This window comes from Angustibacter peucedani (genome assembly GCF_054779595.1).
In genome coordinates, this window is the sequence record NZ_BAAGXY010000014.1 from 1 (window position 1) to 13,892 (window position 13,892).

15 protein-coding genes and 1 pseudogene are annotated in these 13,892 nt (G+C 74.9%); 12 read left to right on the top strand and 4 right to left on the bottom strand.

All coding sequences use genetic code 11. From position 1 onward, the window contains the following. Nucleotides 1-39 precede the first annotated feature (39 nt). Nucleotides 40-1,665, top strand: coding sequence for a chaperonin GroEL (gene groL, locus ACYVJ4_RS04075; RefSeq protein ID WP_460458836.1), 1,626 nt, complete (start codon nt 40-42; stop codon nt 1,663-1,665). Nucleotides 1,666-1,762: 97 nt separating this feature from the next. Here groL and ACYVJ4_RS04080 read toward each other — a convergent pair whose 3' ends face one another. After that, entirely contained in the window at nt 1,763-2,065 is a 303-nt protein-coding gene (locus ACYVJ4_RS04080) for a WhiB family transcriptional regulator (protein WP_460458837.1), read from the bottom strand. A gap of 212 nt (nt 2,066-2,277) precedes the next feature. Here ACYVJ4_RS04080 and ACYVJ4_RS04085 point away from each other — a divergent pair, with 212 nt between their 5' ends. From ACYVJ4_RS04085 to ACYVJ4_RS04120, 8 genes are all read left to right on the top strand, one after another. Next, on the top strand, nt 2,278-3,225 hold the full coding sequence (locus tag ACYVJ4_RS04085; protein WP_460458838.1) for a MerR family transcriptional regulator: 948 nt from the start codon (nt 2,278-2,280) through the stop codon (nt 3,223-3,225). A gap of 4 nt (nt 3,226-3,229) precedes the next feature. Beyond that, a complete protein-coding gene (locus ACYVJ4_RS04090; protein WP_460458839.1) occupies nt 3,230-3,997 on the top strand; it encodes a hypothetical protein in 768 nt (255 codons plus the stop codon). Between the two features lie 80 nt (nt 3,998-4,077). Then, nucleotides 4,078-4,692, top strand: coding sequence for a response regulator transcription factor (locus tag ACYVJ4_RS04095; protein WP_460458840.1), 615 nt, complete (start codon nt 4,078-4,080; stop codon nt 4,690-4,692). A 45-nt stretch (nt 4,693-4,737) separates the two neighbouring features. Continuing rightward, nucleotides 4,738-5,376, top strand: coding sequence for an RNA polymerase sigma factor ShbA (shbA, locus tag ACYVJ4_RS04100; protein ID WP_460458841.1), 639 nt, complete (start codon nt 4,738-4,740; stop codon nt 5,374-5,376). Continuing rightward, nucleotides 5,373-6,320, top strand: a complete 948-nt coding sequence (locus tag ACYVJ4_RS04105; RefSeq protein ID WP_460458842.1) for a hypothetical protein — start codon at nt 5,373-5,375, stop codon at nt 6,318-6,320. Before shbA ends, ACYVJ4_RS04105 begins: the two co-directional genes overlap by 4 nt. Before the next feature lie 55 nt (nt 6,321-6,375). After that, nucleotides 6,376-7,887, top strand: a complete 1,512-nt coding sequence (gene guaB, locus ACYVJ4_RS04110) for an IMP dehydrogenase (protein ID WP_460458843.1) — start codon at nt 6,376-6,378, stop codon at nt 7,885-7,887. A 59-nt stretch (nt 7,888-7,946) separates the two neighbouring features. Next, on the top strand, nt 7,947-8,240 hold the full coding sequence (locus ACYVJ4_RS04115) for a hypothetical protein (protein ID WP_460458844.1): 294 nt from the start codon (nt 7,947-7,949) through the stop codon (nt 8,238-8,240). A 136-nt stretch (nt 8,241-8,376) separates the two neighbouring features. Further along, a complete protein-coding gene (locus ACYVJ4_RS04120; RefSeq protein ID WP_460458845.1) occupies nt 8,377-8,865 on the top strand; it encodes a QcrA and Rieske domain-containing protein in 489 nt (162 codons plus the stop codon). Here the strand turns inward: ACYVJ4_RS04120 and ACYVJ4_RS04125 are convergent. Genes ACYVJ4_RS04125 through ACYVJ4_RS04135 form a run of 3 tightly spaced genes read right to left on the bottom strand, consistent with a single transcriptional unit; the run spans nt 8,862 to nt 11,546 of the window. Beyond that, nucleotides 8,862-9,311, bottom strand: a complete 450-nt coding sequence (locus ACYVJ4_RS04125) for a YdeI/OmpD-associated family protein (RefSeq protein ID WP_460458846.1) — start codon at nt 9,309-9,311, stop codon at nt 8,862-8,864. The genes ACYVJ4_RS04120 and ACYVJ4_RS04125 overlap by 4 nt on opposite strands. Before the next feature lie 37 nt (nt 9,312-9,348). Next, the gene (locus ACYVJ4_RS04130; RefSeq protein ID WP_460458847.1) at nt 9,349-10,599 is read right to left on the bottom strand and encodes an FAD-binding protein; all 1,251 of its coding nucleotides are present in this window, start codon (nt 10,597-10,599) and stop codon (nt 9,349-9,351) included. Then, the gene (locus ACYVJ4_RS04135) at nt 10,599-11,546 is read right to left on the bottom strand and encodes a Gfo/Idh/MocA family oxidoreductase (RefSeq protein ID WP_460458848.1); all 948 of its coding nucleotides are present in this window, start codon (nt 11,544-11,546) and stop codon (nt 10,599-10,601) included. The genes ACYVJ4_RS04130 and ACYVJ4_RS04135 overlap by 1 nt, the downstream gene beginning before the upstream one ends. A gap of 49 nt (nt 11,547-11,595) precedes the next feature. On the opposite strand from ACYVJ4_RS04135, the gene ACYVJ4_RS04140 reads away from it, so the two are divergent. From ACYVJ4_RS04140 to gabD2, 3 genes and pseudogenes are all read left to right on the top strand, one after another. Beyond that, the gene (locus ACYVJ4_RS04140) at nt 11,596-12,468 is read left to right on the top strand and encodes a sugar phosphate isomerase/epimerase family protein (protein WP_460458849.1); all 873 of its coding nucleotides are present in this window, start codon (nt 11,596-11,598) and stop codon (nt 12,466-12,468) included. 34 nt (nt 12,469-12,502) lie between these two features. Further along, entirely contained in the window at nt 12,503-13,624 is a 1,122-nt protein-coding gene (locus tag ACYVJ4_RS04145; RefSeq protein WP_460458850.1) for a GuaB3 family IMP dehydrogenase-related protein, read from the top strand. A gap of 74 nt (nt 13,625-13,698) precedes the next feature. Beyond that, nucleotides 13,699-13,892, top strand: a pseudogene (gene gabD2 / locus ACYVJ4_RS04150) (succinic semialdehyde dehydrogenase); the annotation flags it as partial.

Sequence of the window (13,892 nt, forward strand, 5' to 3'; positions counted from 1 at the left end):
CACGCACCCCCTTCGTCCCAGAGAGGCACCAGACCACCCATGGCCAAGACCCTGGAGTTCGACGACTCCGCCCGCAAGGCGCTCGAGCGGGGCGTCGACGCGCTCGCCAACGCCGTCAAGGTGACCCTCGGCCCCAAGGGCCGCAACGTGGTCATCAACAAGCAGTGGGGCGCGCCGACCATCACCAACGACGGCGTGACCATCGCCCGCGAGGTCGAGCTCGACGACCCGTACGAGAACCTCGGCGCGCAGCTGGCCAAGGAGGTCGCGACCAAGACCAACGACGTCGCCGGCGACGGGACGACGACCGCCACTGTCCTCGCGCAGGCCATGGTCAAGGAGGGCCTGCGCAACGTGGCCGCCGGCGCCGCGCCGTCCAGCCTCAAGCGCGGCATCGACGCCGCCGTCGAGGCCGTCAGCGACGCGCTGCTCAAGGCCGCCCGCGACGTCGACGGCAAGGACGACATCGCGCACGTCGCCACCATCTCGGCCCAGGACGCCACGATCGGCTCGCTGATCGCCGACGCGTTCGACAAGGTCGGCAAGGACGGCGTCATCACGGTCGAGGAGTCCTCGACCACCGCGATGGAGCTCGACTTCACCGAGGGCATGCAGTTCGACAAGGGCTACCTCTCGCCGTACTTCGTCACGGACGCCGAGCGCATGGAGGCCGTCCTCGAGGACGCCTACGTGCTGATCCACCAGGCCAAGATCTCCTCGGTCCAGGACCTGCTGCCGCTGCTGGAGAAGGTGCTGCAGACCGGCAAGCCGCTGTTCGTCGTGGCCGAGGACGTCGAGGGCGAGGCGCTGTCGACGATCGTCGTCAACAAGATCCGCGGCACGTTCAACGCCGTGGCCGTCAAGGCCCCCGGGTTCGGCGACCGCCGCAAGGCCATGCTCGGCGACCTCGCGGTGCTCACCGGCGGCGAGGTCATCAGCGAGGAGCTCGGCCTCAAGCTCGACCAGGTCGGCATCGACCAGCTGGGTCGCGCGCGGCGCATCGTGGTCACCAAGGACGACACCACGATCGTCGAGGGTGCCGGCGAGGCGTCCGAGGTGCAGGGCCGGATGAACCAGATCAAGGCCGAGATCGAGCGCACCGACAGCGACTGGGACCGCGAGAAGCTGCAGGAGCGGCTGGCCAAGCTGTCCGGCGGCGTGTGCGTCATCAAGGTCGGCGCCCACACCGAGGTCGAGCTCAAGGAGAAGAAGCACCGCATCGAGGACGCCGTCTCGGCGACCCGCGCGGCGATCGAGGAGGGCATCGTCAGCGGCGGCGGCTCGGCGCTGATCCAGGCCGTGCAGGTGCTGGACGACGGGCTCGACCGCACCGGCGACGAGGCCACGGGCGTCGGCATCGTCCGCAAGGCGGCCAGCGAGCCGCTGCGCTGGATCGCCGAGAACGCCGGTCTCGAGGGCTTCGTCGTGGTCGAGAAGGTCCGGGCGCTCGCGCCCGGCCACGGCCTGAACGCGGCCACCGGCGAGTACGTCGACCTGATGGCCGCCGGCGTCATCGACCCGGTCAAGGTCACCCGCTCGGCGCTGCGCAACGCGGCGTCCATCGCCTCCATGGTGCTCACCACCGACACCCTGGTGGTCGAGAAGAAGGAGGAGGCCCCCGAGGCCGCGGCCGGTCACGGCCACGGTCACGGTCACGGCCACTGACCGGCGCTGACCGGCGCTGACCGGCGCGACGCGCGCCGCTGAGCAGCACGAAGGCCCGACCACCTCGCGGTGGTCGGGCCTTCGGCGTCTCGGGGGACTAGCTGGCGGCGGTGAGCGGCGCCTGCTTGGCGGCCGCGTAGTACGCCTCGCGCTCGTCCTCGGTCATGCCGCCCCACACGCCGTACGGCTCGCGCACGGTCAGCGCGTGCTGCCGGCACTGCGCCACGACCGGGCAGGTGGAGCAGACGGCCTTGGCCGCCTCGTCGCGGCGCCGGCGCGTCGGGCCGCGCTCGCCCTCGGGGTGGAAGAAGACCGAGGGCTCGACCCGGCGGCACGCACCCTGGTACTGCCACTCCCACAGGTCGGCCACCGGTCCGGGGAGCCGAGAGATCTCTGCCATGTCTGGAACCTCCGCGATCGTGCTGGTGAAGGAACCGCCCTCGGCTCGAGCGGGCTGTGCGACGCGCTTTGAACAACCGCTGAAACGATTGCCCGTGATCAACGTACAACCGCTTCAACCGTTGTTCAAGGCCCTCTCGAAGGAAATTGCGCCGGCAACGGCCAGATCGGTCACGAGTGGCGGGGACGCACCCCGCACCGCAGAATCACAGCGTGATCGAAGGGCGCGCTCCAGCCACCGGGACGCCCGACCCGCCCACGCTGACGGTCGCCGCCGTCGCCAAGCGGCTCGGCGTCGCTCCCGCCACGCTGCGCACCTGGGCCCGTCGCTACGGGCTGGGCCCCACCGAGCACACGGCCGGCTCGCACCGCCGCTACAGCGCCACCGACCTCTCGCGCCTGGTCGTCATGCGGCGCCTCACCCACGAGGGCCTGTCGCCCGCGCAGGCGGCCCAGTACGCGCTGGCCGGCGACCCCGACGAGGACGTGTCGATCGTCGACCTGGCCGGTGACCTGCCGGGCCGGGCGGGCGGGGGACGGGTGGTCCCGCTGGGCGAGGCCTCGCCCGCGGCCCGCGGGCTGGCTCGGGCGTCGATGATGCTCGATGCGTACGGCATCAGCGAGATCCTGCGCCGGCAGATCCGCCAGGACGGCGTCATCGTCACCTGGGAGAACCTCGTCTCGCCGGTGCTCATCGGTCTCGGCGAGCGCTACGCCAGCACCCAGCAGGGCATCGAGGTCGAGCACCTGTTCAGCGAGTGCCTCATGGGCGTGCTGCGCAGCACGACCGAGTCGTTGGACCTGGCCCGCAACACCGCCCAGGTCGTGCTGGCCGCCGCCGGGGAGGAGCAGCACAGCCTGCCGCTGCACGCGCTGGCCGCTGCGCTCGCCGAGCGCGGCGTCTACGCCCGTCAGCTCGGCCAGCGGGTGCCGGGCGACGCGCTGGTGTCCGCGGTCAAGCGCGTCGGCCCGGCCGTGGTCTTCGTCTACGCCGTGATGCCCGTCGGGAACGAGGAGCTGCTCGAGCAGCTGGGCCGGGTGCGTCCCAAACCGCGGCTGCTGCTCGGCGGGCCGGGCTGGGGGCGCGACCTGCCGCCGTCCGTGACCTTCGTCGACTCGCTCGGCGAGGCGGTCGACCAGGTCGTCGCCTCCCTCATCTGACGCCGTGCCCGCCGCCCGCAGCGCGTGGGACGACGTCGCCGGCCTGCTCGCGCGCGGCTGCTACCGCGAGGCGCTGGCCGTGCAGGCCGGGCCGGACGACGACGCGGTCGAGCACGAGCTGCTGCGCACCGCGCACGCGAGCGGCTGGCGCCAGCTCGGCGACCACGACCGGGCGGACGAGCTGGACGGCGAGGCGGTCGAGCGGTGCGCCGGGCTGCTGGGCGTGGCTGGGGAGGCCGGCCCGGGCCCTCGCCTGGCCGACGCCCTCGCCGACGCCTGGACCGGCTGGGCCGCGGACGCCGTCGGGCGGGCCGACCTGAGCGCGGCGGTCGAGCGCTGGCGCCAGGCCGGCTGCGTCGTCGAGCTCGCCGACCAGCAGCCGGGCCACTGGCGCCGTGCCACCCGGCTGGCGTGGGTGCGCTGCGAGGTGGCGCTGCTCGACGGCGACCCGGTCACCGCGCGGGAGGCCGCGGGCGACGCGGTGGCCAGCAGCGCGCCGTCCGACCGGCACCGGGCCAAGTCGCTGCTGTTCAGCGCCGTGGCGCACGAGCCCTCGACCGAGCAGGGCGCGGCCGACCTCGAGGCGGCGCTGGTGCTCGCCGACCGGCTCGGGCTGGCGCCGCTGGTGGCCGTGGGCGGTCCTCTGGCCGGACCGGCGTGGGCGGCGGCGACCGCCCGCTGCCGGGCCGTCGTCCGCGAGCACCTGCCGACCGGGCGCACGAGCGGGTGGTGGGACGACCCCGCGCGCACCTCCGAGGGGCTCCAGACCTAAGGAAGCGCCCCGCACGTGCCGATGAGGTGTCGACACGGCCGGACCGGCCGTGCGCAGCTTCGTACCGGAAGGACGTGCGGATGGCGACCGTGCTGGTCTGCGACGACTCCCCGCTGGCGCGGGAGACGTTGCGTCGCTCCGTGGCGACCATCCCCGGCGTGACCCGCGTGCTCGCCGCTGCCAGCGGCGAGGAGGTCCTCGCCCGCTGGCCGGTCGAGCGTCCCTCCCTGGTGCTCATGGACGTCCGGATGCCCGGCGTCGGCGGCACCGAGGCCACCCGCCGCCTCATCTCCCTGCACCCCGAGGCCTGCGTGCTGATGATGACCGTCGCGGAGGACGTCGACGGCGTCGCGCGCGCCATCGCCGCCGGGGCCCGCGGGTACGTCGTCAAGGACGCCTCGCGCGAGGAGCTCGCCGCGACCGTCGTCCAGTCGCTCTCCGACGTCGCCGGGCGCCGGCACGTCGACCCGGGCGCCGCCCTGGCCGGCGCCGCCGCCCAGCCCACGCTCACCGAGCGCGAGATGCAGGTGCTGACCGGCATGAGCCGCGGCCGCTCCAACGCCGAGATCGGCAAGGAGCTGTACCTGTCCGAGGACACCGTCAAGACCCACGCGCGCCGGCTCTTCCGCAAGATGGGTGCGGCCGACCGCGCCCAGGCGGTGGCGGTCGGCTTCCGCTGGGGCCTGGTGCACTGACGCGGCTATCGTCGGACCCGACGGACCAGCTCTCGGGGACATTCGATGACGACTGCAGCGGACGACGCGGCCGCCGGCGTAACGCCGGGCGGCGCCTCCGCGATACCTCCTGCGGAGCCCGCTGACGACCTGCGGGCGCTGGCCGCTCGCGCGGTCGAGGGTGACCCGCAGGCCACCGAGCAGCTCCTCGCCGACGTACGACGTCTCGTCCACCGCTACGCCCGAGGTCGGCTCGGCCGCTACCGCGGGGCGGAGGACGCCGCGGACGACGCGGCGCAGGAGGTGTGCATCGCCGTGCTGACGGCACTGCCGCGCTACAGCGACCGGGGCGTGCCCTTCGAGGCCTTCGTCCACGGCATCGCCTCGCGCAAGGTGGCCGACGTGCAGCGCGCCGCGATCCGCCGTCCGCAGCCCACCGACGTCGTCCAGGACGGCGTCGACCCGGCTCCCGGCCCCGAGGACCTCGCGCTGCGCGCCGCGGACGCCGACCACGCCCGCGACCTGCTCGCGACCCTGCCCGAGACCCAGCGCGAGGTGCTCACCCTGCGCGTCGCCGCCGGCTGGACCGCCGAGGAGACCGGCCGCGCGCTCGGCATGAGCCCGGGCGCGGTGCGCGTCACCCAGCACCGGGCGCTCGCCAAGCTGCGCGAGCTCGCCGCGCGGTCGCAGGAGGGGGCGTCATGACCCCGTCCCTGGACGGCGTGCTCGCCGACGACGCGCTGCTCGACCGGCTCGGCCGGCGGTCCGCCACCGGTGAGGACGTCGCCGACCCCGCGGTCGCGCTGCTCGCGGCGCTCGCGGCGGACGTCGACGTCGACCTGCCAGCGACCGAGCTGCCGGCCGGCTCCGTGGCGGCGGTGCTGTCCATGGCGCCCCCTCCGGCGCGCGGTCTGAGCCGGCGGGTCGTGCGGGTGGGGCGCGGCGGCGCGGTCGCCGCGGCGGTCGCCATGGTGCTGGGCAGCGCGGGTGTCGCGGCCGCCGTCTCGGGCGACCCGGTCGGCGCCTTCGGCCTGCGCACCATCGCCAAGGTCGTCACCCACCACCAGGACAAGCCCTCGCGCGACCAGGTCGACCGGCTCACGAAGCGCATCGACGCGGCGGCCGCCGAGCGCGGCGTCGACCCGGCGCGGGTCGCGGCGCTGCGCTCGGAGGCCGCGGCTCTGCCGGACGGCGGCGGTCCCGAGGTGCGCCAGCACCTGGCGGCGCTCGAGGCCGCGCTGGCCGCGGGGACGGCGTCCGGTCTCCCCGGCGTTGCTCCCGTGGGCACGCCGAGCGCGCCGGCTGGTCCGGGCGTCGCCACCGGTGCCCCCACGGGTGGGCCGGGCGGGACGCCGGCCGGGCCGGGCGAGACGCACGGGCCCGGCACGCCGAGCAGCACCGACGACGACGACCAGGGCGACCACCCGAGCGCGACCAAGGGCCCGAAGAAGCCCAAGCCGTCCAAGCCGGCCAAGGGCACGACCACGACGGCCGGACCGGGCGCGGTGCAGGCGCCGCCCCCGCCGCCGGCCACCACGACCACCCCGCCCGCCCCGACGACGTCCGACCCGGGTGACGGCGACGGCGACAGCCAGGGCCAGGGGAAGGGCAAGGGCAAGGGGAAGGGCCGCACGGCGCTGCTCGGGTGACCCCGCGGCCCAGGTACCCTGGGACATCTGCCCAGCGTGCTCGAGAGAGGCCAGCATGAGCCCTGACGGTGTCGACGTCCCGGACAAGTTCGCGGCCCTCGGGCTGACCTTCGACGACGTGCTGCTGCTGCCGCACGAGAGCGACGTCATCCCGTCCGAGGTCGACACCGCGACGCGGGTGTCGAAGCGGATCACGGTCAACCTGCCGCTGATCTCCTCGCCGATGGACACCGTCACCGAGTCGCGCATGGCCATCGCCATGGCGCGCCAGGGCGGCCTCGGCGTGCTGCACCGCAACCTCTCGGTCGACGACCAGGCGGCGCAGGTCGACCTGGTGAAGCGCTCCGAGGCCGGCATGGTCAGCCACCCCGTGACGACCGGTCCGGACGCGACGCTCGCCGAGGTCGACGCGCTGTGCGCCCGCTACCGCGTGTCCGGCCTGCCGGTGGTCGACTCCAGCGGGCTGCTGCTCGGCATCGTCACCAACCGCGACCTGCGCTTCGAGAGCGACCAGAGCCGCCTGGTGCGGCACGTCATGACGCCGATGCCGCTCGTGACCGCGCCGGTCGGCACCTCGCCCGACGACGCGATGGCGCTGCTGGCCAAGCACAAGGTCGAGAAGCTGCCGCTCGTCGACGAGGGCGGCCGGCTGCGCGGGCTGATCACGGTCAAGGACTTCGCGAAGTCCGAGAAGTACCCGCAGGCCACGAAGGACGACGCGGGCCGGCTGCGCGTCGGGGCGGCCGTCGGGTTCCACGGCGACGCCTGGAAGCGGGCCATGACGCTGATCGACGCCGGCGTGGACCTGATCGTCGTCGACACCGCGCACGGCCACTCGCGCGGCGTGCTCGACATGGTGGCCCAGCTCAAGGCCGACCCGGCCGCGGCCGGGATCGACGTCCTGGGCGGCAGCGTCGCCACCCGGGCCGCCGCCCAGGCGCTCGTCGACGCGGGCGCCGACGGCGTGCGGGTCGGCGTCGGGCCGGGCTCGATCTGCACCACGCGCGTCGTCGCCGGCATCGGCGTGCCGCAGGTGACCGCGATCTACGAGGCGTCGCTCGCGTGCCGCCCGGCCGGCGTGCCGCTCATGGGTGACGGCGGGCTGCAGTACTCGGGTGACATCGCCAAGGCGATCGTCGCGGGCGCCGACACGGTGATGCTCGGCTCGCTGCTGGCCGGTGTCGAGGAGAGCCCGGGCGAGCTGGTCTTCATCAACGGCAAGCAGTACAAGACCTACCGCGGCATGGGCTCGCTCGGCGCCATGCAGTCGCGCGGCGCCATCCGCTCGTTCTCGAAGGACCGGTACTTCCAGGCCGACGTCTCGGCCGACGACGCGCTGATCCCCGAGGGCGTCGAGGGGCAGGTGCCGTTCCGCGGGCCGCTCGCCGGTGTCGCGCACCAGCTCGTCGGCGGCCTGCGGCAGTCGATGTGGTACTCCGGCGCGCGCACCGTGCCCGAGCTGCAGGCCAACGGCCGGTTCATCCGGATCACGGCTGCGGGGCTCAAGGAGTCGCACCCGCACGACATCCAGATGACCGTCGAGGCGCCGAACTACACCGGTCGCTGAGCCGGGGTCGTCCAGCGGCTCGGGTTGCGCGCGCGCCGTCAGGTGCGACGGTGTGGTGCATGAGCGAGAACCCGGCTGACGCGCAGACCGACCTGGACTCCCCGACGGGCCGCGAGCCCGCGGCGGACCTTCCCTCGGCGACCGTGCCGGGCGAGACGGTGCAGCCGCACGGGGGCGCCGTGCAGCCGGAGCAGAGCACCGACGGGTCGTACAACGACGGCAACCTCGACGAGCGCGGCGTGATGCCCGCCGCCGGGCGCCCCCAGGTCGACCCGGACGGCGAGGAGTCGCTGGACGACGACCTCGACACCAGCCTGCGCACCGACGGCACCGGCCGGCCCGACGAGGGCTGACGCGCTCGAGGGCTGGCCAGACCGTGGAAGGACGCTCCCGCTGAGCGGCAGCGATCCTCCACGGTGAACCTCGCGGGGGGTTCGTCCCGTTCCTCCAGCACCGGACCGAGGCGCGGTCCGCTGACGAGGAGGCCGCATGCCGCACGCCCACGACCGTCCCGCACCCGTCGACATCGCGATCGGACGGCGACCGGTGCTGGGGGCCGGTCTGGCCGTCGCCGCCACCGCGTTCGTGAGCGCGTGCGGGAGCGGGGACGACAGCGCGGCGGGCGGCTCGTCGTCCGGCAGCTCGTCCAGCTCGTCGAGCTCGTCGGGCTCGGGGGGATCGGACGGCGGCGCTGCGCTGGCGAAGGTGTCGGACGTGCCGGTGGGCGGGGCGATCTCGGCCAAGGCCCCCGACGGCACGGCGATCCTCATCACCCAGCCGACCGAGGGCACGGTGCTGGCCTTCAAGGCCCGGTGCACCCACATGGGCTGCACGGTCGCTCCCGGCCAGGGCGAGCTCGACTGCCCGTGCCACCAGTCGGCGTTCGACCTGAACGGCAAGAACATCAGCGGCCCGGCGCCCAGCCCGCTCGCGACGTTCGCCGTCACGGTGAAGGACGGCGACGTCGTCGCGTCCTAGTGGGAGCGACCGTCGCGCAGCAGCTCGAGCGCCTTGGTCACGCGGCGCTCGCGGGTCTCGGCCGTCTTCGCGCCGGTCACGCTCAGCACGAACCACTGCCGCTTGCTGTACGACAACCCGTCGAAGAACGCACGTGCGGCGGGCTCGGCGTCCAGGGCTGCCTGCAGGTCGTCCGGCACCTCGAGCTCGCGCGGCGCGGTGTCGAGGGCGAGCGAGACCTCCACCTCGTCACCGGCCGCCACGCCTGCGGCAGAGCGGTTCTCGGCGCTGAGCGGCACCAGGTACACGCCGTCGCGCGAGGCGACCGTGGTGCGGTAGGAGTAGCCGTTGACGGTCACCGTCACGGCCGGCTTGCGCCCGCCGCCGAGCGCTTCGACCTCGGCGTCCGGCAGGGGGATGCCGGTGGCGGTCTTGCCGCCCAGCAGCACCGTCGATCGGAACGTCATGCGCGCAGCATGCCAGCCACGTGCCGGTCGCGAGCCGTCACACGGACCCGACGACGCGCTCGACGAACGCGTTGCGGAAGACGCCCTGCGGGTCGCGGCGGCGCACCATCTCGGCCCAGGTGCCCAGGTGCGGGTACAGGTCGGGCAGCCGCTCGGCCGGCAGCACCGACACCTTGCCCCAGTGCGGCCGCGCCGCGAACGGCACCAGCAGCGGCTCGAGCCGCTCGAGCGCCGCGCGCACGGCCACCTCGTCCTGCACCCAGGTGACGTGCAGCGCCACGCTGTCGCGCTCGGACGCCGGGCTGATCCACAGCGGGTCGGCCGCCACGCTGCGCACCTCGGCGATCTGCACCAGGGGCGCCAGCTCGTCGCGCAGCCCGAGCAGCGCCGACCACGCCGCCGCCGCGTGCTCGCGCGGCAGCAGGTACTCGGACTGCAGCTCGTCCCCGCGGCTGCTCGGCGGCACCTCGCGCCGGAAGTGCGGCAGCCGCTCGTGCCACGGCCCGACCTCGCCCTGGGCCGTCGTCCCCTCGGTGGGCTGGCCGGGCACCGGGTGCCGGGCGGCCGTCGCGAGCCGGCCACCGGCCCAGACCGGCTCTGCCGCAGGGGCTTCGGCCCGCGGGTCGAAGCGCTGCTTGCGCCAGGCCATGAGGAACCGGTCGGAGCGCAGGTCGCTGAAGAGGCTGACGCTGTAGGCCGAGCCGAGCGCCTCGAGCAGGTCGGACGGCGCGAGCCGCACGTCGTCGTACACGTCCTGCCGCACGGCGAAGGTCGGCACGGCGTCGAGCGTCACCCGGACGACGGGCCCGACCGCTCCCAGCGAGACGACGGCTCCGGGGAAGTCGGGCTCCCCGCGGCGGAGCACCTCCAGCTCGCCGTCGGGACGCACGACCTCGACCGCGGCCACCGAGGCGGCGAGCACCTGGTTGACGTCGCCCGAGCCGTGCGTGCCGGTGGCGCAGGCCCCGGCGACGCTGATGTGCGGCAGCGACCCGAGGTTGGGCAGCGCCAGTCCCGCGGCGTCGAGCCGTCCGGCCAGCTCGCCGAACCGCACCGCGCCGCTCGCCACGACCTGGCGCGCGTCGACGTCCACCTCGACCTCGAGCGGCAGCGCGTCGAGCGTCACCAGGGTGCCGTCGGTGCTGACCACGTCGTTGAACGAGTGCCGCGAGCCGACGACCCGCAGCTGCCGGGCGTCGCGCACCAGCTGCTGCAGCTGCTCGACGCTCTCGGGGCGCTCCAGCGGACCGCCGTACTCGACGTTGCCGGCCCAGTTGCGTTCTGCCATCAGCCCTCCAGCCGTACGGTTCGTCCCGTCGTCCACGCCTCGTCCGCCGCGTCGAGCACCCGGCTCACCGCCAGCCCGTCGGCCGCCGTCGCCCCGCGCGGGTCCGGCCGCCCCGACCGCAGCCCCTCGACCCACCCGGCCAGCTGGCGCCGGTAGGCGTCGTCGAACCGGCGGGTCCAGTCGGGCGAGCGCTCGGCCGGCGTGGCCACCGCGCCGTCCAGACCGGTCACCTCCAGCCCCACGACGTAGCCGCAGCCCGGGCCGTAGACCAGCTCGGTCGAGGTCACGGTGCCACCGCTGGTGCGGGTGCGCAGCAGGAACGCCGCGAAACCCGGTCCGGCGTCGCGGGCCTCGTCGACACCGACCTCGACCACTTCGTCGCCCGTGACCCAGCGCAGCAGGTCGACGTCGTGCGACGCCGAGTTGCGCACCAGCACCGACGGCTCGAACGCGTAGGCCTCGACCGGGTTGCGGTGCACCGTCCGGACGACGGCCGGCGGGCCGACCTCGCCCGCGTGCACCGCGTCGGCCACGGCGGCGAACGCCGGGTCGTAGCGGCGCATGAAGCCGACCTGCACCAGCTGCCGCCCGGTGCGCAGCTCGTGCTCGACCACCGCGGCCGACGCCGCGACGGACGTCGTCAACGGCTTCTCGCACAGCACCGGCAGGGCGCGGTCGAGGCAGGCGTGCACCAGCTCGGCGTGCGCGGCGTCCGGTGCGGCGACCACCACGGCGTCGACGTCCGCCTCGGCCACCAGCTCGAGCGGCGTCGTCCAGCCGCGGCGCCCGGGAGCCAGGTGCGCGTCGACGGCCGCGTCGTCGACGTCCGCGACCGCGCTCACCTCCAGCGGCTGGTCGACGCCCAGCGCGAGCAGGCCGGCCAGGTGGGTGCGCCCCATCCCGCCCAGGCCGACCACCGCGATCCGCAAGGGGCCTTCGTGCTGCACGTCAGCAGCGTAGGCTCGCGGACGTGCCGAGCCTGCAGCGCCCACGCCCGTGACGACACCGCTCGCGCGGGCCGCCGGCGCGCCGATCAGCTGGGGCGTCTGCGAGGTGCCGGGCTGGGGCCACCAGCTCGACCTCGACACCGTCCTCGGCCAGATGCGCTCGCTGGGCCTGACCGCCACCGAGCTCGGGCCCGACGGCTTCCTGCCCGAGGCACCCGACAAGCGCGCCGCGGTGCTGGCCGCCGAGGGGCTGCGGGCGGTCGGCGGTTTCGTCCCGCTGGTGCTGCACGACGCCGACCACGACCCCGAGCCCGCCCTGCACGCGGCGCTCGACGGGCTAGTGGCCTGCGGCGCCGACGTCCTGGTGCTGGCCGCGGCCACCGGGGTCGACGGCTACGAGGGCCGGCCGGCGCTGGACGCCGCGGGCTGGACGCACCTGCTCAGCGAGGTCGACCGCGTGGCGGCGCTCGCCGCCCGCCGCGGCGTCACCGTCGCGCTGCACCCGCACGTCGGCACGATGGTCGAGACGCCCGACGACATCACCCGGGTGCTCGAGCACGCCAGCGTCGACCTGTGCCTCGACACCGGTCACGTGCTGGTCGGCGGCGGCGACCCGGTGGAGGTCGCCCGGGCCGGCGGCGAGCGCGTCGTGCACGCGCACCTCAAGGACGTCGACGCGGCGCTGGCCGAGCGGGTGCGCGCGGGCGAGCTGGCCTACCAGCAGGGCGTCGCGCAGGGGCTCTACCGGCCGCTGGGCACCGGCGACGCACGGGTCGCGGACGTCGTCCGGCAGCTCGAGCAGGACGGGTACGCCGGCTGGTACGTGCTCGAGCAGGACGTCGTCCTCGCCGGTCCGCAGGACGCGCCGGCCGCGCTCGCCGACGTCCGGGCCTCGCTCGACCTGCTGGCCCGGCTGTCCTGAGGGGGCCGGGTGCGCGCCCGGTAGCCTTGCCGCCGTGAGCGAGATCGAGATCGGGCGCGGCAAGCGCGGACGTCGGGCGTACTCCTTCGACGACGTCGCGGTCGTGCCCAGCCGGCGCACCCGCGACCCCGAGGAGGTCTCGGTCGCCTGGCAGATCGACGCCTACCGGTTCGAGCTGCCCGTGATCGCCGCACCGATGGACTCGGTCATGTCGCCCGCCACCGCCATCGCCATGGGCGAGGTCGGCGGCCTCGGCGTGCTCGACCTCGAGGGCCTGTGGACCCGGTACGACGACCCCGAGCCGCTGCTCGCCGAGATCGCCGGCCTGGACGACGTCACCGCCACGCGCCGCATGCAGGAGATCTACGACGAGCCGATCAAGCCGGACCTCGTCACCGAGCGGCTGCGCCAGGTCCGCGAGTCGGGTGTCACGGTCGCCGGCGCGCTCTCGCCGCAGCGCACCCAGCAGCTGTGGAAGACCGTGGTGGACGCCGGGGTCGACCTCTTCGTCATCCGCGGCACCACGGTGAGCGCCGAGCACGTCAGCGGCCGCGCCGAGCCGCTGAACCTCAAGCGCTTCATCTACGAGCTCGACGTCCCGGTGATCGTCGGCGGCTGCGCCACCTACACCGCGGCGCTGCACCTCATGCGCACCGGGGCGGCCGGCGTGCTCGTCGGCTTCGGCGGCGGGGCGGCGCACACGACGCGCACGACCCTCGGCATCCACGTCCCCATGGCCTCGGCGGTGGCGGACGTCGCCGCCGCCCGCCGCGACTACATGGACGAGTCCGGCGGCCGGTACGTGCACGTGATCGCCGACGGCGGCATGGGGCGCTCCGGCGAGCTGGTCAAGGCCATCGCCTGCGGCGCCGACGCGGTCATGCTGGGCGCCGCGCTCGCCCGCGCCGTCGAGGCGCCGGGACGCGGGTTCCACTGGGGACCCGAGGCGCACCACCCGCAGCTGCCGCGCGGCGAGCGGGTGTCCGTGGGCACGCTCGGCCCGCTCACCGAGATCCTCGAGGGGCCGGGCCGCTCGGCCGACGGCAAGACCAACCTGGTCGGCGCGCTGCGTCGGGCCATGGCGACGTCCGGCTACTCCGACCTCAAGGAGTTCCAGCGGGTCGAGGTCGTCGTCGCGCCGTACGACCCCGCCTGAGGCGGCGTCGCTGCCACCTGAGGCGTAGTTACTCAACGGTAGCCAGGCCCGGTGTGCGCGCCTAGGCTGAGGGCATGTCCGACACGATCGCCGATCCCGAGACGGACGCCTCCGCCACCTACGCGGTCGACCCGGCGCTCGCGCGCCGCCTGACCCGCCGCGTCGTCGCGAGCCCCCGCGCCGAGACCCGCACGCCGACGGCGCCGTTCACCGGCGCGCCGCTCGCCGCGGTGCCGGTGTCGACGCCGGCCGACGTCGAGGTCGCCGT

Excerpts from the sequence above, each read along its gene's own strand:
- groL (WP_460458836.1), top strand. The coding sequence starts at position 40 with ATGGCCAAGACCCTGGAGTTCGACGACTCCGCCCGCAAGGCGCTCGAG.
- ACYVJ4_RS04080 (WP_460458837.1), bottom strand. The coding sequence starts at position 2,065 with ATGGCAGAGATCTCTCGGCTCCCCGGACCGGTGGCCGACCTGTGGGAG.
- ACYVJ4_RS04095 (WP_460458840.1), top strand. The coding sequence starts at position 4,078 with ATGGCGACCGTGCTGGTCTGCGACGACTCCCCGCTGGCGCGGGAGACG.
- shbA (WP_460458841.1), top strand. The coding sequence starts at position 4,738 with ATGACGACTGCAGCGGACGACGCGGCCGCCGGCGTAACGCCGGGCGGC.
- ACYVJ4_RS04105 (WP_460458842.1), top strand. The coding sequence starts at position 5,373 with ATGACCCCGTCCCTGGACGGCGTGCTCGCCGACGACGCGCTGCTCGAC.
- guaB (WP_460458843.1), top strand. The coding sequence starts at position 6,376 with ATGAGCCCTGACGGTGTCGACGTCCCGGACAAGTTCGCGGCCCTCGGG.
- ACYVJ4_RS04115 (WP_460458844.1), top strand. The coding sequence starts at position 7,947 with ATGAGCGAGAACCCGGCTGACGCGCAGACCGACCTGGACTCCCCGACG.
- ACYVJ4_RS04120 (WP_460458845.1), top strand. The coding sequence starts at position 8,377 with ATGCCGCACGCCCACGACCGTCCCGCACCCGTCGACATCGCGATCGGA.
- ACYVJ4_RS04125 (WP_460458846.1), bottom strand. The coding sequence starts at position 9,311 with ATGACGTTCCGATCGACGGTGCTGCTGGGCGGCAAGACCGCCACCGGC.
- ACYVJ4_RS04130 (WP_460458847.1), bottom strand. The coding sequence starts at position 10,599 with ATGGCAGAACGCAACTGGGCCGGCAACGTCGAGTACGGCGGTCCGCTG.